This window comes from Enterobacter cloacae complex sp. 6730903, assembly GCF_048283985.1.
Taxonomy (GTDB): domain Bacteria; phylum Pseudomonadota; class Gammaproteobacteria; order Enterobacterales; family Enterobacteriaceae; genus Enterobacter; species Enterobacter hormaechei_C.
This window is the reverse complement of the sequence record NZ_JBLVXX010000050.1, coordinates 13,059-36,404: the sequence shown is the minus strand read 5'-3', so window position 1 is coordinate 36,404 and position 23,346 is coordinate 13,059. Positions and strand designations below refer to the sequence as shown.

The 23,346-nt window shown below is 57.8% G+C and carries 19 protein-coding genes; 9 read left to right on the top strand and 10 right to left on the bottom strand.

The genetic code is table 11. From position 1 onward, the window contains the following. The first annotated feature begins 64 nt into the window (after positions 1-64). Positions 65-523 carry a hypothetical protein gene (locus ACNQ0W_RS21250; RefSeq protein ID WP_235143915.1) on the top strand — a complete coding sequence of 153 codons (459 nt, stop codon included), beginning with the start codon at positions 65-67 and terminating at the stop codon, positions 521-523. A gap of 67 nt (positions 524-590) precedes the next feature. On the opposite strand, the gene ACNQ0W_RS21245 is transcribed toward ACNQ0W_RS21250, so the two are convergent. After that, the gene (locus tag ACNQ0W_RS21245; protein WP_235143916.1) at positions 591-1,283 is read right to left on the bottom strand and encodes a winged helix-turn-helix domain-containing protein; all 693 of its coding nucleotides are present in this window, start codon (positions 1,281-1,283) and stop codon (positions 591-593) included. A 25-nt stretch (positions 1,284-1,308) separates the two neighbouring features. Beyond that, positions 1,309-2,181: a phosphorothioated DNA-binding restriction endonuclease gene (locus ACNQ0W_RS21240; RefSeq protein ID WP_062932432.1), complete on the bottom strand. Its 873-nt coding sequence runs from the start codon at positions 2,179-2,181 to the stop codon at positions 1,309-1,311. 300 nt (positions 2,182-2,481) lie between these two features. Here ACNQ0W_RS21240 and ACNQ0W_RS21235 point away from each other — a divergent pair, with 300 nt between their 5' ends. Then, complete coding sequence (locus tag ACNQ0W_RS21235; protein WP_074135672.1) at positions 2,482-2,937, top strand: SymE family type I addiction module toxin; 456 nt, start codon at positions 2,482-2,484, stop codon at positions 2,935-2,937. Between the two features lie 44 nt (positions 2,938-2,981). Here ACNQ0W_RS21235 and trpS read toward each other — a convergent pair whose 3' ends face one another. Both trpS and ACNQ0W_RS21225 read right to left on the bottom strand, forming a co-directional pair. Then, a complete protein-coding gene (gene trpS, locus ACNQ0W_RS21230; RefSeq protein ID WP_062932431.1) occupies positions 2,982-3,983 on the bottom strand; it encodes a tryptophan--tRNA ligase in 1,002 nt (333 codons plus the stop codon). A 194-nt stretch (positions 3,984-4,177) separates the two neighbouring features. After that, positions 4,178-5,188 (bottom strand): LacI family DNA-binding transcriptional regulator, encoded by a 1,011-nt coding sequence (locus ACNQ0W_RS21225; protein ID WP_062939335.1) that lies wholly within the window; start codon positions 5,186-5,188, stop codon positions 4,178-4,180. A 185-nt stretch (positions 5,189-5,373) separates the two neighbouring features. On the opposite strand from ACNQ0W_RS21225, the gene ACNQ0W_RS21220 reads away from it, so the two are divergent. Then, positions 5,374-6,462 carry a cellulase family glycosylhydrolase gene (locus ACNQ0W_RS21220; RefSeq protein ID WP_062932430.1) on the top strand — a complete coding sequence of 363 codons (1,089 nt, stop codon included), beginning with the start codon at positions 5,374-5,376 and terminating at the stop codon, positions 6,460-6,462. Between the two features lie 45 nt (positions 6,463-6,507). After that, positions 6,508-7,902 carry an MFS transporter gene (locus ACNQ0W_RS21215; protein WP_062932429.1) on the top strand — a complete coding sequence of 465 codons (1,395 nt, stop codon included), beginning with the start codon at positions 6,508-6,510 and terminating at the stop codon, positions 7,900-7,902. A gap of 40 nt (positions 7,903-7,942) precedes the next feature. Here the strand turns inward: ACNQ0W_RS21215 and mcrC are convergent, their stop codons facing one another. The 6 genes from mcrC to ACNQ0W_RS21185 form a co-directional block, all read right to left on the bottom strand. After that, entirely contained in the window at positions 7,943-9,076 is a 1,134-nt protein-coding gene (gene mcrC, locus ACNQ0W_RS21210; RefSeq protein WP_047052567.1) for a 5-methylcytosine-specific restriction endonuclease system specificity protein McrC, read from the bottom strand. Beyond that, the gene (locus tag ACNQ0W_RS21205; RefSeq protein WP_047052566.1) at positions 9,073-11,025 is read right to left on the bottom strand and encodes an AAA family ATPase; all 1,953 of its coding nucleotides are present in this window, start codon (positions 11,023-11,025) and stop codon (positions 9,073-9,075) included. The genes mcrC and ACNQ0W_RS21205 overlap by 4 nt, the downstream gene beginning before the upstream one ends. Before the next feature lie 176 nt (positions 11,026-11,201). Next, positions 11,202-11,978: an alpha/beta fold hydrolase gene (locus tag ACNQ0W_RS21200; RefSeq protein ID WP_116330064.1), complete on the bottom strand. Its 777-nt coding sequence runs from the start codon at positions 11,976-11,978 to the stop codon at positions 11,202-11,204. Positions 11,979-12,008: 30 nt separating this feature from the next. Continuing rightward, on the bottom strand, positions 12,009-13,622 hold the full coding sequence (locus ACNQ0W_RS21195) for an MFS transporter (RefSeq protein WP_062932427.1): 1,614 nt from the start codon (positions 13,620-13,622) through the stop codon (positions 12,009-12,011). Then, positions 13,619-14,026, bottom strand: coding sequence for a DoxX family protein (locus tag ACNQ0W_RS21190; RefSeq protein ID WP_062932426.1), 408 nt, complete (start codon positions 14,024-14,026; stop codon positions 13,619-13,621). The genes ACNQ0W_RS21195 and ACNQ0W_RS21190 overlap by 4 nt, the downstream gene beginning before the upstream one ends. After that, a complete protein-coding gene (locus ACNQ0W_RS21185; protein WP_032647123.1) occupies positions 14,026-15,897 on the bottom strand; it encodes an amidohydrolase in 1,872 nt (623 codons plus the stop codon). The genes ACNQ0W_RS21190 and ACNQ0W_RS21185 overlap by 1 nt, the downstream gene beginning before the upstream one ends. A gap of 220 nt (positions 15,898-16,117) precedes the next feature. Here ACNQ0W_RS21185 and ACNQ0W_RS21180 point away from each other — a divergent pair, with 220 nt between their 5' ends. From ACNQ0W_RS21180 to ACNQ0W_RS21160, 5 genes are all read left to right on the top strand, one after another. Then, positions 16,118-16,804: a hydrolase gene (locus ACNQ0W_RS21180; protein ID WP_003863053.1), complete on the top strand. Its 687-nt coding sequence runs from the start codon at positions 16,118-16,120 to the stop codon at positions 16,802-16,804. Between the two features lie 61 nt (positions 16,805-16,865). Then, positions 16,866-17,087, top strand: coding sequence for a DUF1427 family protein (locus ACNQ0W_RS21175; RefSeq protein ID WP_022646923.1), 222 nt, complete (start codon positions 16,866-16,868; stop codon positions 17,085-17,087). Further along, positions 17,084-17,344, top strand: coding sequence for a XapX domain-containing protein (locus ACNQ0W_RS21170; RefSeq protein WP_116330065.1), 261 nt, complete (start codon positions 17,084-17,086; stop codon positions 17,342-17,344). The genes ACNQ0W_RS21175 and ACNQ0W_RS21170 overlap by 4 nt, the downstream gene beginning before the upstream one ends. Before the next feature lie 23 nt (positions 17,345-17,367). Beyond that, positions 17,368-17,748, top strand: coding sequence for a response regulator transcription factor (locus ACNQ0W_RS21165; RefSeq protein ID WP_047056636.1), 381 nt, complete (start codon positions 17,368-17,370; stop codon positions 17,746-17,748). A 9-nt stretch (positions 17,749-17,757) separates the two neighbouring features. Further along, complete coding sequence (locus ACNQ0W_RS21160; protein WP_062932425.1) at positions 17,758-23,343, top strand: trifunctional serine/threonine-protein kinase/ATP-binding protein/sensor histidine kinase; 5,586 nt, start codon at positions 17,758-17,760, stop codon at positions 23,341-23,343. Positions 23,344-23,346 lie beyond the last annotated feature (3 nt).

Here is a 23,346-nt window from a genome sequence, read left to right as displayed (position 1 = left end):
ATCCTAATGAATTATATAGTTAATTACTTCAGAGTGGCAGAACACTTGTACAAGGATCCTGTGTTTGTTTTGTTTCCTTAAACACTTTTCTCCGAGTTTACTCAACAGCCCTTCCCTTGAAAATTATCTATTACAAACGATGGAGCATCGTTCTCATTCATGGGGGCTAAGCTATGAAAATACTTTCAAAAGTCCTGAAGTGGTGTGCACTCTCGGTCGCCACAGTCTTTATCCTCGGATGGCTGTTTGTCTGGCTCGTGGCATCGGTTTGGATGAAACGACAAATTACACTGAAAATGACTTTTTGCATTACCACACGCTGACTGGCAAGGATATTGAAAACGCCCCGCGTGTAACGGACGATTACTATTTCGAGGCGCATCCCGGTGATGGTTATGCCCCTTCAAATAGCAAGGAGATACCGGTGCTGCACCATTGCGTACGTATCTCGAAACGGTGGGATACACGAAGGAAAAGCGTCGCCTCGGCGAAAAGGAAATCTGGTCAAAACCCGATCAGGTAAACGGGGACATTTTCTATCTGTACTTTAACGCCGCTACGGGTGAAGTTGAGCTGACCAAAGTGATGAATTACTGAGTTAACTTGCTCTGTGCCGATTCATTTTCTTTTTGTGCTTTGGTCATCAAGACCTTCAATTCCTCAATAGTAAGTGAGGGTTTTTGCCTGTGGATCATTGCATGGCAATTGGGACAGACAGGGCGAAGATCATTTACAGGATCGAGTTTGTAGCGCTCTCCAATCTCAGAGAGAGGGGTGATATGGTGGACGTGGATATAGTCCTTGCCGGTTTCACCATATGTTTTCTCAAAGTCCATATTGCACACGGTGCAATGGCAGCCGTAGTGGTCTATACATTTGTCTCTTGCTGTTTTGCTCCGTTCGTACTTGTTAACTTTGATCTGTTTTACGGCCCCTTCATAAAAGGTTTCCGGGACATCATCTGGATAATCGATATCTAACTTGGAAGAAAGCGATTCTGCTTTTTTGATGCCCTCATGAGTGAGTTTCCAGATGCCAAGGCCTGATTCTTTGGCATTATGAAGATACTTGTAATCAACAAGCTTTTTTCGCGCCCATTGGACCATGTTGTTCCATTGGGGACGGTTGCTATCATCAGGAAGCAATATGCTCATTTCTTCATCGGTAAGGCCGAACTCCCTCCCCAACGGTTCATAACATGAGGAAGAACTAACTTCTCCCCCTCGGTTATAAATATTTAAAAGTAAGGGAATTTCAATCTCTTTATAACTCGGGAATGCCATGTTTATCACCATTAAAATGAATAAGTTACTTTCTGAAAATTTCGCGTATATGCCACTCAATATAGTTAGCTTGCGGAAAATTTTCTTTATGTAGTGGGAGGTGAATTTGAGCTCCTGCGAAGTCCCAAAAGAATCTGGATACAACACTGTTGCCATTTACAGCGGAAGATATTTGAACGCGCATGTTTTCATCCACTCCAAGAGAGCCTTTATCAAAGGCTTTATGATGGATTGAGCAGAGAGCTAAGCCATTCGCGATCTCACATGGCCCTCCAAATTGCTTCCATTTGATATGAGCGGCTTCAAGTGCGACAGAGGTATTATCATGTCGCATATTGAAACCGCAAACGGCGCACTGATAGTTATAGGCTCGCAATACCTGCTGTCGAAATAAGGGATCGCGCTGTTTGCGAATTTGCAGGAGATCGAATCCCAACTCGTCGGCGAGTTCTTCCTGGATGCTTTCGGTAAAGTGTGCTTCGAGGATTTGCTGAGCTATAGAGTTGATCAGGTTCTTACTGTTGATCAAACGAGAGTAATGCTGCTCGTCAAAACCGCCTGCAACATGATGTTCAACTAGCTCTCCCGCAGGAGGTTGTTTGCTGGAACCTGATGTGGAACAGCGCTCCGCATTTTGTAGTTCCCAAAAGCCATCACCTTGTAAACGCCAGAACGGCATATCAGGACGGTGCTGTGCACGCTGTGGTCCAAAACGTTCCAACAGGCTGTGCAACTGATCGCGTACTTCCGTACCGTAATCAAACAGTCGCGCATGCCCCTGCTGATAGTTCGCCAGCACGTACAGAAGCAATAAAGGCTTATGTGGCGCACGCTGTTCGCCTTTGCGCCAGATAGTGATGTTGGCAATTGCCTGCTCGAGAGTTTTGCTGGAAGCCATCGCGTTACGGAAGAAGGTAAATAATTGCGATGATGCTCGCAAAACCCGGACCAATCAACCCGTAATCAACAAAAACATGACCTTACCGCACCCAACCCTATTTCCTGAATCCCCCTCGCAAATTCCAGATTTACCCCGCACAAAACCGCTGTATTTATATTCAGCCCTGTATAATGAGCATCAGAAATTACGCCGAACGGCAAAGGAAGTATCAAAGAATATTTAACGAAGAATTCGCGATATGAAGGTGCTGCAACACCCCCATACCGCTAACCACAACCAACTTGATAGGAGTTGTATATGGCTGCGACGAATTTTAAGCCAGAGTTTACTGTTTGCAAAACAGAATCAGACGCTTTCACCGGCATGATTGAAAACCGCGAGCTGGTGCGCAAAAACAGCGCCCGCCGTCTGCACGGCAACCAGCCCAACGCGGCACCCATTCATCCTCGCGCGGAAACGCAGCAGGACAGCGCCGCCTGCTGCGAACTGTATGCACGCATAGACATGAGATACCTTCTACTGGGCGGAGACTGGTTAACCCGCGCAGGTTTTATCAACGGCATGCCCGTAAAAATCCGCGCGATGAAAGACTGCATTGTAATTACGCCCCAGCATACAAGAGAATTATGGGGATGCCTGGAAGGTATGAGCGTGGTGAATATTAATAAAAAGAAAGTCGCACAATGGTTAAAAACATTTCCGGGCGCGTTAAATGACACCGGCGATATTCCTGTGATTAAGCGTAACGCCTGATATTAATCCCGGCCCTGCGCCGGGATTATTATTTAAGCTGCGTTTTAAAACACCGGCACCCCCAACCCAACCTTCACCTCCCGCAGCGTCGCCTGCGTCACCCCCTGCGCCCGTTCCGTCCCGCGCTTCAGCATCGCCATCAGCTCCCCCTTATCCCGCATATACATCGCCCTCCGCTCCCGCATCGGCGCAATCAGCTCCTGCAAACACCCCTCCAGCTCGTTCTTACATACCCGGTCACCCAGCCCGCCCGCCTGATAGTGCGCTTTCATCGCCGCCACTTTCTCCTTGTCCGGATGAAACGCGTCGAGGTACGTAAACACCACATTCCCCTCAATCTGCCCCGGGTCGCTCACCTTCAGGTGGTTTGGGTCGGTGTACATCGCGCTGACCGCACGGTGAATCGTCTCTTCGCTGGCCGAAAGGTGCAGCGTGTTGCCCAGTGATTTCGACATCTTGGCGCTGCCGTCGATGCCGGGCAGGCGGCTAGTGTCGCTCAGCATCGCCTTGCAGTGGCGCAGCACCGGGGCAGGCAGCAGGCTGTTCATCTTGTGCACAATCTCGTTGGTCTGCTCAATCATTGGCAGCTGGTCGTCGCCGACGGGCACGCACTCGGCCTTAAACGCGGTGATGTCCGCCGCCTGGCTGATGGGGTAGGCCATAAACCCGACCGGCAGCGAGCGGGCGAAGCCCTTCTGCGTAATCTCGTTTTTCACCGTCGGGTTACGCTCCACGCGGGCGACGGTGACGATGTTCATATACAGCATCGTCAGCTCGGCAAGGGCGGGCAGGGCGGATTGCAGGCAGATTGTGGTCAGGTTCGGGTCGATGCCCGCGGCGAGGTAGTCGGCCAGCACTTCGGGGATGTTGTCGCGAATTTTTTGCGGGTTGCTGCCGTTGTCGGTCAGCCCCTGAAGGTCAGCAATCAGCACAAACTGGTTGTGCGTGTGCTGAAGCGCCACGCGCTGGCGCAGCGATCCGACGAAGTGGCCGAGGTGCAGCGGGCCGGTTGGACGATCGCCGGTGAGGATGGTTGGTGCGTTCATAAAGACTCCTTAATGTGCAATTGCCGAAAGGGGTCCTGGATGTGTGAAAGCCGCCTTTCGGCGGCTCTCTGAAAATGGGGAAAACAACTCCGGGCCGCCTTTAAGAAGGCAGCCACCAGCGTTTAATGGTGAGTGCGGCGGAGCGTGTGTTCATCGAATTAACCTATCATGCAACAACGCAGGGGTAAAGCGGCTCAGGCGCCGCTGCTTGAGGCGCGTACCTTCAGCCTGCCCGCCAGCGTCACGTGCGTGGCGGCATCTTCCTGATTGCACAGGTACTCCACCGCCAGCCGTCCCAGCTCGCTGTAAGGCAACTGGATGCTGGTCAGCGGCGGGGTGAGCTGCTCGGAAATCTTCTGGTCGTCGTAGCCCGCCAGCAGCATGTCCTGCGGAATGCGCACGCCGTTCACCGCCAGCGCCTGATAGCAGCCAATCGCCAGCCAGTCGCTGGCGCAGAAGATGGCGTCCGGGCGCTCGGCCAGTTCCAGCAGGGAAGCCGTCGCGGTAAAGGACTCGCTGAACTGCCAGTTGGTCTGGCGCACCAGGCCGTCGTCGCACGCGAGTCCAGCCTGCTGTAACGCCGCCTGGTAGCCCGCCAGACGCTGGCGCGAGGCCTCCATCCAGCTCTCGCCGGTGATGTGGGCGATACGGCTGGCGCCGCAGGCGATGAGGTGTTTAGTGACCTGGAAAGCGTTGGCATAGTCGTCCGGAATAAACGACGGTAGCAGCGGCGAGCCGGGGTCGCGCTGGTTGAGCAGCACCAGCGGGATGCGGGTGCAGTCCTGGAATGCCGTCATATCGACGACGTTCGTGACCGGAGAGGCAAGGATAATCCCGATGCAGTTGCGCTTGTCCAGCTGGCGGATGATGTTCAGGGCCAGCTCCACGTCGTCGCCGTAGTCGTAGACGGTGAGCAGGGTCTCGTTGCGCCACGCCGCTTCCCGCGCCTGGCTGATGGCGTCGATAAACGGGTCGAAGCTCTGCAACGAGCTGACCAGCAGGGCGATCTCCTCCTGGTTGCGCGGAGCGTGAACGGCGGGGAGGCGGTCATAGCCGAGTTCGGTGGCGACGTTGATCACCCGCTGACGGGTGTCGTCGCTGAGCTTGATGTTGCGGGACTGGTTAAGCACCAGCGATACCGTCGCCTGCGACACCCCCGCCGCCCGCGCAATATCGTTCATCGTCACTTTTGTTTTTCGCTTCATCCGTCCTCTCCCTTTCGCGAATTTGCATCATACCCTAACCGCGCGCTTCCGCGCCGTCGATCACGTTTCTCATCCATCGAAGCGTGAACTTTGTGAGAGGCGTCGCTTTTTTGAGCGCCGCGATTTGCGCATTTATCCTGCAACTAATATTTATTAGCTAAATATTATCAGTAAGAGGATGCGTAATGAAAGAGCAGTGGAGCAGGGAGCAGGCACAGGTGTGGTATCAGCAAAAAGGCTGGCTGTGCGGGTTTAACTATCTGCCGTCGACGGCGGTGAACTGGACCGATATCTGGCAGGAGGAAACGTTCGATGCCGACACCATCGAACGCGAGCTGGGCTGGGCGGCGGACGCGGGCTATAACACCCTGCGCATCAACCTGCCGTTCATCGTCTGGGAGCACGACCGCGACGGGCTGATGGCGCGCATCGACCGCTTTTTGACGATTGCCGACGGTCATGGGTTCAGCACCATGCTGACCCTGATGGACGACTGCGGGTTCTCCGGCGACGAGCCGTACCTCGGCCCGCAAAAGCCGCCCGTACCGGGCAAGCACAACAGCCAGGCGGCAGCGAGCCCGGGACGCGATAAGGTGTGCGATCGCGACTGCTGGCCACAGATTGAGCGCTATATCCGCGACGTTGTGCGCCAGTTTCGCGAGGATAAGCGCGTATTGCTCTGGGATCTGTATAACGAGCCGGGCAACCGCGGCATTTTCGCGACCGGCACGGAGGAGGTGTTGTACGACGAGAAGCTGGAAACCTGCGCGCACGAGTTGATGAAGCAGGCGTTCCGCTGGGTGCGTGAGGAAGACCCGACCCAGCCGCTCACCATCTGCGCGTGGCGTCTGCCGGCGGAAGAAGAGGGCGAGACGTTTTACCAGCACCCGCTGGACCAGACCGCGCTGGCGCTGTCAGATGTGGTGAGCTATCACGCCTATACCAATACCGGGCGCATGACGGCGATTATCCAGCAGCTTCAGGCGCTGGGCCGCCCAATCTTCTGCACCGAATGGCTGGCGCGTCACGTGGGCGGCACCATCGAAGAGCAGCTCCCGCTGATGTACATGGCGAAGGTCGCGCCGTATCAGTGGGGGCTGGTGCGCGGTAAAACCCAGACCTGGCTGCCGTGGCCGGTAGTGATGAAGGAGTCCACGGACTACTGCCGCCTGTGGTTCCACGACGTGTTTGAGGAGAACGGTATCCCGTTCTCACGCGCTGAAATCGCGCTGATGAAGAAGCTGCGCAAAATCGCCCCGGATCCGCAGGGCTAATAATAATGACCCGGCGCGCTGTCGCCGGGCAACCAGGTACGCACTATGGCAATGACAATGAAGATACCGTCTCGCGAGTTGTGGTCTTACTTTGGCTATGGTTTAGGTCAGTGTTTTAGCTTTGGTTTAGTGGGTTCGTTTATTAACTATTTTTACACCGACGTGCTGGGGATCTCGGCGCTGGCGGCAAGCACCATCTTCCTGATTGCCCGTGCGTGGGATGCGGTTCACGATCCGCTGTTTGCCAGCATTATGGACACCATTAACAGCCGGTTCGGAAAGTTTCGCCACTTTTTACTGATTGCGCCGCTGCTGATCACCGGCGTCACCCTGCTGGCGTTCTATAAAATCGAAGCGGACATGACCACCAAAATCCTCTACGCCGGGGTGACGTATATCCTGTGGGGGACGCTGTACGCCATCTCCGATATCCCGTTCTGGTCGATGTCGTCGGTGATGACCAACGACTCCGGGCAGCGCACCCGCGCGGTAACGGCGGCGATGCTCGGGGTGAACGCCGGGATTGCCTGCGCCAGCATCTTCTTCCCGAAGCTGGCGGCGTTCTTTGCCCAGTACAGCAACGATAAAGGCTACTTTATGGCGGCGCTGGTGATGATGCTGGTGGGCCTGCCACTGATGCTCAACGGCTTTATGCAGATCAAAGAGCGCGTGCCGCCGAGCCCGGAAAAGGTGACGATGCGCGACACCTTCCACAACCTGCGCCAGAACAAGCCGCTGTTTATCGTCCTGCTGTCGTTCTTTTTCTGCGTGTTCCATAACGTGGCGGGCGGTCTTTATATCTACTTCTTTATCAACAATATGGGCGACGGCAGCCTGCAAATGGCGATTGGCGTGATGGGCATTGTGGCGGCGGTGCTGTGCCTGGTCGCCCCGATGCTGACGCGCCGGATGCAGAAGCGGAAGCTGTTTATGATCCTCTGCGGGCTGGACGTGGCGGTGCGCGTGGTGATGTGGTTTGTCGGTTATCAGCAGGTGACGATGCTGTTCATTCTGCTTGGCCTGAGCACGCTGTTCGTGATGATGACCAACATCCTCACCTCGTCGATGATTGCCGACACCATCGAGTACGCGGAGTACCACACTAACAAGCGCTGCGCGGCGATCACTTTCTCCGGGCAGACCTTCACCGGCAAGATGTCGGTGGCGGTAGGCGGCGGGTTAATCGGCGTGTTTCTGACGATGATTGGCTACGTGCCGCAGGCGCAGGCCCAGAGCGATAGCGTGCTGGCGGGGCTGTTCTTCGGCATTTGTTTGTTACCGGCGATAGGCTCGCTGATCCGAATGGGGTTTATGTCGCGCTTTACCTTTACCGAAGAGAAGCATGCGGAGATTTGTCGGCTGCTGGCGGAGCGTCGGCATCATGTAGAAAATAGCCGTGCAGAGAATGAGCGGCTGGAGCGTCCGGCTCCGGCGAACTAAGAGAAATGGGCGCCTGTCATGCAGGCGTCCACTTCAGAACTTAATTCACGTCAGTTATCCCACAGCAATCACGCGCTAATTTCAATAATTGCTGAGTCATTGTGGCGGCATCTGCTGCTAAATCTACGGTGGCAAAGTGGATTTTATGCCCCTGTACCTCAACGAATTCGTAGAGCATTACATCGACGGCTGGATGAAGTAATAATCCAGCTGAACGGAGAGATAATGGATCTGTTCGGTTCTCCTGCGTTCGCAGATAGGTATAAATCTGGTAGATATAACCGCTGCGCAAGCTCTTATCGCGATACCAGCCTTTAGTCAGAATGTTATTGAATTTGGTGTCGATGATGACGCGCTGTGCAGGTTGCTTGTGCTCAAGAATAATGTCCGAGTTCATGGTTGGGAAAATACTTTCGCTCCCTGCACTTTGAGACGTTAATCCCCATTTCAACTCTTTTCCGGCAGCGACTGTCCAGTCTTTTTTGGGAAGATGGAAGTGATAGAAACCCGCCATACTTTTCTCGAACAGCTTGCGCATCCAGTAAGGGTCATCAGACGGCGTTGGCAACAGTTTTTGCCCCGCAGTTTGGGTTGGTAGCCATAATTCAAATGCCAGCTTCGCGGCATCGACCATGGCTTTATCCGCCGCATCGTGGCGGCCAAAACGTGTGATTGACGGCAGTTCACCTTTACTGGGCATACCCCCCTCAATACCACGACGACGCAAATTGATTGCCATTGCGCGACATTGCGCAGCCAGCGGGCCGTTGCTGAGCAGCGGAACAAGGTGCTCTAACGCAGAGCGAACATAGCGATTTCGTGGTGTGTCCAGCGTCATTTCCTGAAACTGGCAGGCTACCTGTGCCCGCTCAAGCAATTGTCGACTGGTTGTGCGCAGAACATCAATGCGTCCCCTTACCCTGTTAAGCGTGGCGCGGCGAGTTTGGTATCCCATACTTAAATGCCTTAACAGCCGCTGCTCCACTTCGTGAAGCAGGATCCTGGCCACCAGCGCCGGGATCTCCTCCGGGTTGTTTTCAGCGGCAACCATGCTGCGCCCGTGGTGGCGAAACAGGCTGGAGGCGTACAGCATCAATAGCCAGATATTCCGCAAAGGAATACGCGATACAGCTGCCCGAGCCTGCGTATCGTCACGTTCAGCAAGATCGGTCATACGCTGAGAAGTTCCTTTCTGGAATCCTGGACTTTCTCCGGCGCATCAAACCAGTATTCGGCAAGTAAAGGGCAGATTTCGGTTTCGACAATCTGCTCGTACCAGGCCATCCCGTCGTCAATTTTCAACCCCGCAGGTGGGGTAACATAGCTATGCCCGATACAAAATTGAGGTCCCAGGGCCGCATCCCTGGACAATTTTTCATTTAACGCGGTGAATTTGGATTCAATAAAGGCTAATGTTTCCAGGCTCACATTAAACCGTTGGTTAACCCATTTTTTCCACGCGTCGTTAAACTCGGGCTTTAGATCAATAAACGCAAAGCGGCGCCGTAATGCCAGGTCTAGCAGGGCAAGCGAGCGGTCAGCGATATTCATCGTCCCGATGATATACAGGTTTTCAGGAATGTAGGTTTTTTCATCCATATCAGATCGATATGAGAGCTCAAGCGCCTCGTTCGGCGTACGTTTATCCGCCTCCATCAGCGTCAGAGTTTCGCCAAAAATTTGCGCAGGATTGCCCCGGTTAATCTCCTCAATAATGACCACGTACTTAGTTGTCGGATCGTTTACTGCTTTGTCGATTGCATGGAGAAAAGGCCCGTCTACCAGTGCTAAACGTCCTTCATTGTTAGGACGCCAGCCTCGAATAAAGTCTTCGTAGGAGAGGGTAGGGTGGAACTGCACCGCGCTGATGCGCTTAGAGGTTTCCTCGCCCATCAGACAATACGCCAGACGGCGCGCAAGCCAGGTTTTACCGGTTCCCGGCGGGCCCTGAAGGATCAGGTTTTTTTTGGCCTGTAACCGCTGAAGGATGAATTGGATTTTTTCCTCTTCTAAAAAGCAGCCCTCATCGATCAAATTGCTTATCGTGTAAGGCTTGTGGGGGATTTCCGCGGGCACGTTCTCTTCAACCGTTTCCTCGGTGATGCTCTGCAATTCACCTTTATCGAAGTTGAGGTATTCATAATTGCCGGGGGTCTGAAACTCCAGTTCATCATCGTCACGTAGTTTTTGCAGATAATATGAAATGGATGATTCAATAGTATTGTTATTGGGATAATCCGCCTTAATCTCATCCAGATAGGCCTCTTTTAACTCCCTCAAAGAGAAAAAGGGGCTGTCTTTTCGTAGGCACAGCACCTTGATCTTATTGAGCAAATACGCTTTCCATGTCAGCCGCTCGACTTCATCATTTGACTGTTGCAAATCGATATTCCATGCCGCCAGAGAGAGTTCAGGGAAGGAGTGAACCGGATAGTTTGGCTGGGTAAAAGCCTTTTTGAGCGCCAGGGCTACGGTCTGATAGTTGTGTCCGCTACAGCGCCCTTTGGCACCTTTTTTAATGATTTTAATGTTCAGGACTTTCTGGATGTAGTACTGAGACTGGCTATCCAGCGTAGGGTAGAACCAGGGGCGTAGCCAGTACAATCCCATTGTCAGGTTCCAGCCCACATTGCGCACGTTAGATGCGGCGTCATAAGAAAAGAGGAAGTCAGCGGGATCGGCGTTTGGGGTGTCGGCGAAGGAGATTGCCTGAGAAAACATTTCCCACAGCGTATCGATGTCTTCAGGCTTACGTGATTTCTCATAGCCAAAGAACCAAGATTTCTGATTGTTCAGTAGCGGAATACCGTCGAACGATTCAGGAACCTTTTCGCGTACGCCTATCAGTTTTGCCAGGCTGGCTGCGATATTTCTTCGGTTGGTAACGGTAAGCGAGCGATTAAACAAGCCCATAGTGGTGAAAGGACAAATGTCTTTCAAAGGATGGGGGACGCCATTAGCGGGCTTGTCCTGTAGGTGTGACATACTACCAATCTCAGCAGCAATGCGGTGAATACCCGCCACCAACTCCTTTCTTCGATTTCGCCAGGTCAGTAGCTGAGAGGCAAAAGCCTGATAAAAGTCTGCCCATTCGAATCTGACGTCTTGCTCAACTGCGTCCATATGCTCTCCAGTAAAATTACAGGCTTCAGTAACCTGGCGAATGAATTTTACGGGATTGCAAGCCTGAGTGAATAACTACCTAAAACAGTGATCTATAAGGGCATGCCGAATCAACATGCCCCTGGACGATGTTACAGCGACTTCACAAACGCCAGCAGATCTTCGTTGAGCTGGTCCTAGTGGGTCAGCGCGAAGCCGTGCGGCGCGTTGTCGTACACTTTCAGCGTGGCGTTTTTGATCATCTCTGCCGCCAGCTTGCCGGTCGTTTCAAACGGCACGACCTGGTCGTTGCTGCCGTGGATCACCAGCGTCGGCACGTCGATTTTCGCCATATCCGGGCGGAAGTCGGTTTCGGCGAAGGCGGTTACACAGTCGATGGTGCCCTTCAGGGACGCCAGCAGGGCGATGTTCAGCGTCTGCGTCAGGGCACCGGCAGAAACGGTCTGCCCGGCGTTGGTGCCGTAGAACGGGGTGGCGAAGTCGCTGATGAACTGGGCGCGATCTTTACGCAGTCCGTCGCGAATCCCGCTGAACACGCTCTGATCGACCCCTTCCGGGTAGCTATCGGATTTGCCGAAAATGGGCGTTACCGCGCCCAGCAGGGCAAGACCGGCCACGCGTTCGCTGCCGTAGTTGTTGATGTAGCGCGTCACGTCGCCGCCGCCCATGGAGAAGCCCACCAGCGTCACATCGCGCAGATCCAGCGTGGTGATCAGGTCGTTAATGTCGGATGCAAAGGTATCGTAGTCATAGCCGTTCCACGGCTGATCCGAACGCCCAAACCCGCGACGGTCAAAGGCGATGGTGCGGTAGCCGCGCTCGGCCAGGAAGTTCAGCTGGCTGTCCCACATATCCCCATCCAGCGGCCAGCCGTGGCTGAAAAGAACCGGTTTGCCCGCGCCGCAGTCTTTGTAATAAATCTGCGTACCATCTTTTGCCTTAAACGTTGCCATAGTGTGTTCCTCTACAGGTGATTGTTATGTTCAGACCGGCGCGACCAGATAACGAATTGCCAGTGATGTTGTGCCCTGATGAAAAGCCAGAACGCGGCTCTGCAACAGGAGGTCATTCATGGTGTGGCGTTCCTGCTGGCGCAGATGCTCAATCCAGGAACCCATCAGGAAGGTTTCGATAAACAGACCCGGACGTTCAATATCTTCGTACACCGCCCAGCTCATCGCCCCGGCGCGGCGGCGCACCCGGCGTAGCTCGTGCACGGCCTGCAAAAACGCTTTCGCGTTCTGCGGGTCGATGATGTACTCATGCGAGACCAGCACCGGGCCACGCTCGTTCGGGAGTTCAATCTCCACCCCGTCCAGCGGCTGCCCGCTCAGGTCGAGATTTAAATCCGGATCTTTCTCCAGCTTCCAGCGGAACACCGTCATGCTCGCCAGCACCATCCCCAGCGTGGCGACCACCAGCGAAGCCGGAGTGCCGAACTGCGAGGCGATCTGGCCCCAGACAGCGCTGCCTGCGGTCATCGAACCGAAAAAGACCGTCAGATACACCGCCAGCGCCCGGGCTTTTACCCAGCGTGCGGCGCTGCGCTGTGCGCCAAGGTTGAGGGTGGAGAGCACCGCAATCCACGCGAAGCCGGTAAAGAACTCAAACAAGTTTAGCAGCCAAAAGTGACGTACAAATGCCAGCGCCAGCATGGTGATCGCAAACGTCAGGCTGGCGGTCACCATCAGCCGATCGGCGTTCAGCCGCTGGCGCAGTCGTGGCAGCAGGATCGCCCCGGCAATGGCGCCAAGGCCGATACACGCCAGCATCACGCCGTAGCCCGCCGGGCCTAAGCCCAGCTCGCGGCGCGCCACCAGCGGCAGCAATGCCCAGCCCGCGCTGCCGAAAACAAAAAAGGCCACGGTGCGCACCAGCACGTTGCGCAGCACCGGCGCGGCGTGCACGTAGCGAATCCCGGAGCGTACCGCAGAGAAGAAGTGCTCCGGTGGCAAACGCTGCACGGACGGTGCCGGACGCCAGCGCCACAGCACCCACGCCACGCCCATCACGGACAGGGCGTTCAGGGCAAACACCATCCACGGTCCGGCAAGCGACAGCAGAAAACCGCCCAGCGCAGGGCCAATTGCCCGGCTGATATTGACCCCGAGCGAGTTAAGCGCCACGGCGGAACCCAGCTCGGGCTTGCTCACCAGGTCAGGGACAATCGCCTGAAACGGCGGCGAACTCATGGCCGCACCCACGCTCAGCAGAAACGTCGCCGCCAGCAGAACGGTGGGGGTGACGTGTCCGGTAAAAGAGAGCAGCGTCAGCCCGGCGGCGGCAATGAACATCCACAGCTGAGAGAAGAGCAGGTATTTACGTCGGTCAACGATGTCCGCCATCACCCCGGACGGTAGGGCGAAAAGGAACATCGGCAGGCTGCTCGCCGCCTGCACCAGCGCGATATCCAGCGGATCGGCGCTGAGCGTCAGCATGCTCCAGTTGATACCGACGTCGCTCATCCATGAGCCGACGTTAGAGACCACCGTGGCGATCCACAGCATGCGGAACACCGGCTGGCTCAGCGGCTGCCAGGGTGAAACCGCGGGCGTCGTCTCGACGTGTGCGTCGCGAACGTTGTTAACCTGGGTCATGCGAACCCCTCCGTCGTTTTACGCTGCACTCGCCACTGGCCCGGCCCGGTAAGGGCGAGGGTGGTGAAGATAATCAGCAGCAGCCAGCCAAACTGCCCCTCGGCAATCGACCAGTTCGGGTGGACCGCCAGCATCGCCACCAGCAGCACGGCGATAATCGGCAGGCACGCCAGGCGGGTGTAAACCCCCGCAATGATAAACAGCGGGCAGATCACCTCGGCGACGATCGCCGGGATCAGACTGGCATACGGCCCGAAACCAAACGGATCTTCGATGCGCGTCAGCTCTTCGCTGAAGTGCAGCACCTTCGGCAGGCCGTGCACGTAAAGCAGCAGCAGACTGCCGGTCAGGCGCAGAAAGAACAGCCCCGGATCGATCCGGGGCGAAACGTCATTTTGTTTCATCAGAATGCAAAGCAGCTGCAACCCAGCGCCCCCCAGAAAGCGTTATCGTCGGATACCGGCATCGCTGACGTACGGGCGAAATCATGCTGGTGGCTGTGAACCCCGCACGGGCCGCTACAGTGGTGAGCCACACGCATACCCACGCGTGCGGCCTGCGGCGGCGCGCTGCGGTAGTGGCCCGGCACCTTCACCACCGGGGACCACTCGGGCAGGACCGGAATGGCGGGCGGCGCGAGCGGGCCAAAAGCGCCTGCGGCATAGACGATATCGCCGTTCACCACGGTGAGAACGGACTCGATGCCCTTGATCTCCTCCTCCGGCACGCGGAAGTAATCTTTGCTGAGCACCGCCAGATCCGCGAGCTGCCCCGCTTTGATCTGCCCCTTCTGATTCTGCTCGCTGGAGAACCACGCGCTGCCCTGGGTCCAGAGCATCAGGGCGGTATCGCGATCCAGACGGGCGCTGTGATCGTACATCTGCATCCCGCCAACGGTGCGGCCGGAGACCAGCCAGTAGAGCGCGGTCCACGGGTTGTAGCTCGCCACGCGGGTAGCGTCCGTTCCCAGGCCCACCGGCACGCCGGTCTCGAGCATTTTCGCCACCGGCGGCGTGTGGCGGGTGGCTTCGATGCCGTAGCGCTCGGCAAAGTACTCGCCCTGGAAGGCCATGCGGTGCTGGACGGCAATGCCGCCGCCGAGTGCTTTGATGCGGTCAATGTTGGCCTGCGACACGGTTTCGGCGTGGTCGAAGAACCAGTGCAGCCCGTTGAACGGAATGTCACGGTTCACCTTCTCGAACACGTCCAGCATGCGGCTGATGGATTCGTTGTAAGTGGCGTGCAGGCGGAACGGCCAGCGGTGCTCCACCAGATGGCGCACCACGCGCTCCAGTTCGTCTTCCATACCCGGCGCGAGGTCCGGACGCGGCTCGAGGAAGTCTTCAAAATCGGCGGCGGAGAAAACCAGCATCTCGCCCGCGCCGTTGTGGCGGAAGAAGTCGCTGCCCTGGCCCGGCGTAAGCATGTCGGTCCATTTTTCAAAGTCTTCCAGCTCGTGGCCCGGACGCTGGGTAAACAGGTTGTAGGCGATGCGGATGGTCATCTGCTTTTTCTCGTGCAGCTCGGCAATCACCTCGTAATCTTCCGGGTAGTTCTGGAAGCCGCCGCCTGCGTCGATGGCGCTGGTCAGCCCCAGACGGTTCAGCTCGCGCATGAACTGGCGCGTGGAGTTGACCTGCTGCTCCAGCGGCAGCTTCGGCCCTTTCGCCAGCGTGGCGTACAAAATCATGGCGTTCGGACGGGCAATCAGCATCCCGGTCGGGTTGCCGTTGGCGTCGCGCTGGATCTCCCCGCCCGGCGGATTCGGCGTGTCTTTGGTGTAGCCGACCACCTTCAGCGCGGCGCGGTTGAGCAGGGCGCGGTCGTACAGGTGGAGGATGAAGACCGGCGTATCCGGCGCGGCGTCGTTAATTTCGTCGAGGGTCGGCATGCGGCGCTCGGCGAACTGGAACTCGCTCCAGCCGCCCACCACGCGCACCCACTGGGGCGACGGCGTGCGCAGGGCCTGCTCTTTCAGCATCCGCAGGGCGTCGGCGAGCGACGGCACGCCTTCCCAGCGCAGCTCGAGGTTGTAGTTCAGCCCGCCGCGGATCAGGTGCAGGTGCGAGTCGTTCAGGCCGGGGATGGCGGTGTGGCCTTTTAAGTCCACCACCTTAGTGCCGTCGCAGTGGTGTTGCATCACCTCGGCGACGGTACCCACTTCCAGAAATTTCCCGTCGCGCACGGCAACGGCTTCCGCGACAGGATTCTCGCGATCGACGGTGTGAAACTGGCCGTTAACCAGAATGAGATCGGCTTTACCGAGGGTAACCATAATAGCTCCAGACTCAGAGGGGAATGGTCAGGATTATGGGAACCGGTTTCGGCAAAGATCCAGTTATACAATAGGATAGGTATACCAAAGTATAACTATACCTAAGGTTAACTATACGAAGAGATAATTACACCACGGCGGTGTGGGTCATAGGATGAACGCGATTTTATCGGCGTGCTGTTCGCGGCGATTTTAACCTTTAACCTCACTGGATACTCTTATGACCACTTCTAAGCTCGAAGTCTTAACCCCTGCCAACTGTCAGATCATCTTCATTGACCACCAGCCGCAGATGGCGTTCGGCGTGCAGTCTATTGACCGCCAGGTGCTGAAAAACAACACCGTGGCGCTGGCGAAAGCGGCTAAGGTGTTCAACATCCCAACCATCATCACCACCGTTGAGACCGAAAGCTTCTCCGGCAATACCTATCCGGAGCTGCTGGACGTGTTCCCGGGCCAGGACATCCTGGAGCGTACCTCCATGAACTCCTGGGACGACCAGAAGGTGCGCGACGCGCTGAAGGCCAACGGCAAGAAGAAGGTGGTTGTCGCGGGCCTGTGGACCGAAGTGTGTAATAACAGCTTTGCCCTGTGCGCGATGCTGGAAGGCGACTACGAAATTTATATGGTGGCAGACGCCTCCGGCGGCACCTCCAAAGAAGCCCACGACTTCGCGATGCAGCGCATGATCCAGGCGGGCGTGATCCCGGTGACCTGGCAGCAGGTGATGCTGGAGTGGCAGCGTGACTGGGCGCGCAAAGAGACCTACACCGCGGTGATGGATATCGTGCGCGAGCACTCCGGCGCCTACGGAATGGGTGTGGATTACGCCTACACCATGGTGCACAAAGCGCCGTCTCGTCAGAAGAGCGAGCACCGCACCTTAGCGCCGGTTCCGGCTCGCTAAGTTCCGCTGGCGGGCTGGTCCCTCATCCGGCTCGCCGCTGCCTTTTTCTCTGGAGTTCACAATGAGTACAGGGTTGATATCCCTCGCGGCAGGCGTGTTGATTGGCCTCATGTATGCCGTGCTGAAGGTGCGTTCCCCCGCGCCGCCCGCGCTGGCGCTGATTGGCCTGCTGGGGATGCTGGCAGGGGAACAGGCAATGCGTCATCTTTTATCCCGCGACAATCCCGCGGGCGTGCAGGTGACGGTTCCCCACGTTCAGCACCTGACCGGAGCGTCATCATGAAGGCATGGATTATTTCGCTGGTGTGCGGGGTCGCGGCTGGGGTACTTTACGCCCTGCTCGACGTGCATTCCCCGGCGCCGCCGGTCGTCGCGCTGATTGGCCTGTTCGGCATGCTGGTGGGGGAACAGCTGATCCCCATCGGACGGCGTCTGGTGAGCCGCGAACCGCTGACCCTGGCCTGGTTTCGTCATGAATGCGTACCGAAGATCAGCGGTACCGCGCCCCCAGCGCCCGCGAAGGAAAGCCGCGACGCGTAACGATTTGTTTGAGGAAAGACAGCATGACGCTGCCGTGGCGCATTGCCATCATTGATGACGAACGCTCTGTTCGCAGCGGGCTCAGTAACCTGCTGCAATCGGAAGGGTATGCTACCGATACCTTCGATTCGGCAGAGGTGTTTTTGAGCCACCCTCTCGCCCTGTCCGGCGCGTCGCTGGTGATCACCGACATCAAGCTGCGCGGCATGAACGGCATCGAGCTGTTTGAGAAGCTGCGGTTGCTGGCCACGCCGCCACCGCCAGTACTGTTTATCTCCGGCCATGCTGATGAAAATATGCAGCGGTATGCACTCAGTCTGGGCGCCGCTGCATTTTTGCGTAAGCCGATTAACATCGATATTCTGCTGGATCATATTCAGCGGGAGCTGACCCGCCGACAATAAGGATCGCGGATGAACGAACATACGTCGCCTGCATTTTGGCCCGCCCGGGGAAGTCTCCATGAAGGGCGGGCTTTTGTTCTGAAAGAGGATGTCATTTTTACCGTGCTGGCGCAGGAGGGCGGCATCGCCTGGATGAACGGGCGGCATCCCCAGTCCGGCGGTTCGTTTATTATTGCCACCGCGGTCAGCGATGAAGAAGAGGAGCGGGCCACGCGGCTGTTGAAAAACGAGTTTGCCCTGCGCGATCGGCTTCATGACGGCTGGGCTATCCGGCCCGTCGCTTCAACCCAGTACCGAGGACGTTTTGCGCTGGTCTACGCGCCGTTCTGCTTTGAACTGCTGGCGTGCCGGGCAGGTAAGGCGATCTCCGGGATCGCCCGCTTTATCGAAATGGCGATCCGCATCTGCGGTCCCCTGCGCCAGATGCATCTGCACAACCTGATCCACGGCGATATCAAACCCGGGGCGATCTTCGTTCATCACGACGCCACCTGCCGTCTGTGCAGCTTCGGTCTTTCCTGCTGCACCTCCGACGCGTTCTCCCAGTCCCGGCTTGCCGCGTCTGGCGGCACGCCCGCCTATATGTCACCTGAACACACCACGCGTACCCGGCGCGCCGTTGACAGCCGGAGCGATCTCTACAGTCTGGGGATCGTGCTTTATGAACTTCTGACCGGGCGATTGCCGTTTGAACTGAGCGCTGATGACCAGACCAACTGGGCGCATTACCACATTGCCTCTGAGCCTCTTGCGCCGGGTCGGGTGCGCCCGGACGTACCCGGCATGCTGTCGACCATTATCCTTAAGCTGCTGGAGAAGAACCCGGAGAATCGTTATCAGACCGTCGACGGGCTGATTGCCGACCTCAGGCGCTGCCAGGCGACGCTGACCGCCGAAGGTGAGATCGTCGACTTTATTCCCGGTCAACAGGATCGCTCTCCGGCGATCCATCTTGCTGATTCGCTTTTCTCTGCGCATCCGCAGGCCAGCGACGTCATCGCCGCGTTTGAGCGGGTCAGCCAGAGCGGTGCGCCGGAACTGGTGACGATTGGGGGGCCTTCGGGGATCGGCAAATCTTCCGTGATCGCCACCACGCTGAAATCGCTGCAACAGCGCAAGGTGCTGCTGGCGGTGGGCAAGGTCGATCAATATTCTCCCACGCTGCCCTACGGCGTGCTGAGTTCGGCGTTTCGGACGCTCACGCTGCACCTGCTCGGGCTGCCAGCCGGGGAGGTAGCGACGTGGAAAATCCGTCTGTCGCGCGCGCTGGAAGGCTTCGAGGAGCTGGCCGTCAGCCTGGTGCCGGAGCTGAATTTACTCCTTGAGAACAAACCGCGTTTCTCTGCGGATACCTTTTCCATCGACGCGCGGGCGCGCTTCAGCCATATGGTGCTGGCGCTGGTGAAAACCTTCGCCACCCAGGGCGCACCGCTGGTGCTGCTGCTGGATGATGTGCAGTGGATCGACGCCGCCAGCCTGCAAACGCTCGATCACCTGCTGCGCGCGTGCGGCGCCATCCCGCTGCTGGTGGTGGTGGCGCACCGCGATCTCAGTTCGCTTTCTGATCCCACCTTGCAGACCGCGCTGGCGAGCCTGCCGGAGGCGGCGCAGCATGCCACGACGATCGTGCCGCAGCCGCTGTCGGTGAAGGCCGTGGCGCGCTGGCTCGGGGAGATTTTTCATGCCCGCAGTACCGGCACCGCCGATCTTGCCACGCTGATCCATGAAAAAACCGGCGGCAACCCGCTGTTCGTGCAGGAATTTTTCCGCCGCATCGTCGATGACGGACTGGTGGTGCACAACAAATATCAGGGGAAATGGCATTACGATCTCCAGGCCATCCGCGCCCGGCACTACACCGAGAACGTGGTGACGCTGGTGCTTGAACAGCTGGAGGAGATGCCCGACGAGACGCGCCGCCTGCTGGGCAGCATCGCCTGCCTCGGCTGCACGGGCGAGCTGGAGATGCTGTGCCGCGTGGTGGGGCGGTCGGCGGCGGAAATCCGCTATGCGCTTCATCCGGCGGTTACTGCTCAACTGATTGTGCTGACGGAGAAAGAGTACGCTTTTACCCACGATCGGGTGCAGGAAGCCGCCTTTGCGCTGCTGGATGAGGGCGAGAAAAGCCATCTGCACCTGACCACCGCCAGCCTGCTGGCGGATGCCGCGCGGCAGACGGCGGGCAACGAACTGCTGTTCCGCGCGGTTCACCACGTCAGCGCCGCGCTGGACTGCATCCAGCCTGCACCCCAGCGGCAGCGATTCCGGGAGCTGAGCCTTCAGGCCGCGCGGCGTGCGAAGCGTACCGGCGATTACCTTTCCGCCTTAAGCTACATCCAGACCGCCAGAGCGCTGGGGAATGCGGGCCCGGTCTCGGACTTTATGCTGGATATCGAAGAGGCGGGCTGTGAGTTTGCGCTCGGACACCTGGAGCGCACGCGTGCGCTGTGCGATGCGATCCTCGGTTCACCGGGCGGGCTGACGGAGAAAGCGCTGGCCGCCAACCTGCTGGCGGAAGTTTATATGCGCCAGTCGGAGATCCGCCTGGCGCTGGAGGCGTCGTTATGCTGGCTGGGCGTGTTCGGGATCCAGATCAGCCGCTACCCGGAAAACGCCGAATGTGACGAGGCCTGGCAGCAGTTCTGTCAACGCACCGCCGACGCGCCGCAGAACCCGTTTTCTCAGCTTAAGCTGATGGAGAACGCAGAGACCGAAGCGGTGATGAACCTGCTTTACAGCGCCAGTATTTTCGCCAGCTTTACCTGCCCGCGCCTGCACTTTTTACTCCTGTGCCGGATGATGCACCTCACGCTCGATCACGGCATCACCGGCGCCTCCACCACGGCGATGGCCTGGTTTGGCGTGCTGATTGGCCACCGCTACGCCGAATACCGTCTCGGGTTTGAGTACGGCACGCTGGCTCGTGAGCTGGTGAACCGCCACGGCTATGATGCCTATGAAGCCAAAACCCTGCTGCCGCTCGACCAGCTCAGCGTCTGGACCCAGCCGCTGTCGTACACTATCGAGTGCGCCAAGGCCTGCTTTACCTCAGCGGTGACCCACGGCGACATGACGATGGCCTGCTTCGCGGCCTGTCATCAGATCATTAACTTCCTCTCCCGGGGGGATCATCTGGATGGCGTGCTGACCAGCATCGATCGCGGTCTGGCCTTTGTGCGCAAAACGGATTTTCAGGACATTGAAACCGTTCTGCACATTCAGCGCCGCTACGTGGAGTTTTTACGCACGCCAGTGACGGGCACATGGAGTGCCGCCCAGGCGCTGCCTGACGATCTGCTGCCCGCGCCGCCGGAGCAGGCGCCCGAGCAGACCTCGACCATGCTCTTCTGGTACTGGCTCTATCGCGGGATGGCGCACTTTTCCTGCGGCGAATACGCCGACGCACAAGCGGATTTAGAAATGGCGGGCTGGTATGCGTGGTCCGCGCCGGGTCATATTCATCTGCTGGATTACCATTTTTACAGCGCGCTGGCGCTCTCCCGCCAGCTCACCCCGGAAACCTTTTCGGCGGATTATCGCCGCAGTATTCATCACCATTACGACAAAATTGCCCTCTGGGCGCGGATCAATCCGGGCACGTTTGCCGATAAAGAGGCGCTGATTTATGCCGAAATCGTCCGTCTGGACGGCATGAACAGCATCGCGCTGGAGCAGTATGAAAAAGCGGTGCGGCTCTCGCGGGAGGGCGGGTTTAACCCGATCAATGCCCTGGCGCACGAGCTGGCAGGGCGTTTCTCGCTGGCCTGCGGCTACCCGACCGCCTCCGACGCCCATTTCCGCGGCGCGATTGCCGCCTGGGGGCGCGCCGGGGCGCAGGCCAAGGTGCGCCAGCTGGAGCAGGATTTCCCGCATCTGCTGGCCTCCGGGCAGAGCCGCGCGTATGACACGGCGGCGTTTGCCCAGAACGAGGTGATCCGCGATTTACAGAGCGTCATCAAAGCCTCACGCGCCTTGTCCGAAGAGATCAACCTTGAACGTTTAATCGAAAACCTGATGACGCTGCTGCTTGAACGGGCCGGGGCGCAGCGTGGCCTGCTGCTGCGCGTCAGCGATAATCACATCCCGGAGATTGAAGCCAGCGCCTGGACCAGTACCGACGGCGTGCGGGTGCGCATCCTGAAAGCGTCACCGATGGCGACGGACATGCCGCTGTCGGTGCTGGCCGCGGTGATCCGCACCGGGCAGGAGATCCGCACCGGCAAACCGGAGGAGTTCCACCCGTTCAGCCAGGATCCGTATCTGGTGACGTCCGGCGCCGCCGTGATGTGCGTGCCGATGTTCAAACAGGCGCGGCTGGTGGGGGTTCTGTATCTGGAAAACCGCCTGATGCCGGAAGTGTTTACCGCCGAACATTCGCGCGTGGTCAGCCTGCTGGGCGCGCAGGCGGCGGTTTCGCTGGAGACGGCGCGGCTCTACGCCGAGCTGCTGGCGGAAAACATCCAGCGCCGACGGGTGGAGAAAGAGCTGCGCGCCAGCCAGACCTCGCTGATGCTGGGCGAGCAGATCAGCCATACCGGCAGCTGGCGCTGGGAGCTAGTGCAGGATCTGATGTTTATGTCCGAAGAGTACGCCCGTATCCTTGGCCTGCCAGAGCAGCAAAAGATGATCTCAATGGCGGAGTTTTTGACCTTCGTGCATGAGGACGATTATGGGCGGATCAGCACTCTCGTTAATCAGAGCGTGCGTGACGGGCTTTCGATGCGCGCGGAGTTTCGTATCATCCGCACCGACGGCTCCGTTCGCTACATCCTCGGGATTGGCGATCCGGTGGGCGTCGGCAGCGAGGTGAATGAGTATTACGGCATCATTACCGACATCACCAGCCAGCGAGCGGCAGAGGATGCGATGCGGGTGGCGCAGGCGGATCTGGCGCGAGTCTCACGAGCCACTACCGTCGGGCAACTGACCTCCTCGATCGCGCACGAGATCAATCAGCCGCTGATGTCGATTGTCTCGAACGCCGGCGCGAGCCTGCGCTGGCTCAACCGCGATCCGGCGCGGCTGGACAAGGTGCGCGAGGGGCTGGAGGAGATCGCCGCCGAGGGCGAGCGAGCAGGGGAGATCATCCGCAGCATTCAGTCTCTGACGCGCAAACAGGACCCCACGTTTACGCGAATCGATCTGCACTTCCTGATCCACCACATCATTATGCTTTCCCGCAGCGAACTTGAGCTGCGACACATAAGCGTTGATTATCTCCTGAACGCTCACGACAGCTTTATCATCGGTGACAGCGTGCAGATCCAGCAGGTGCTGCTTAACCTGGTGATGAATGCGATGGAAGCGATGGCGGAAGTGACGGATCGCCCGTGCAGCATCACGATCTCCACCGCGAACTGCGCCGAGGGAAAGGTGATCTTCGAGATCGCCGATACCGGCAGCGGCATTGAGCCGGCGCTCACCGAGCGGATCTTTGACTCGTTCTATTCGACCAAAGCGCAGGGAATGGGGATGGGGCTGACCATCAGCGCCAGCATCATTGAACGGCACCGGGGGAAACTGAGCGCGCGCCGCAGAGAGCCGTACGGCACGGTGTTTACCTTCGCGTTGCCGCTTGCCGGACAGGAGGAGTAACGG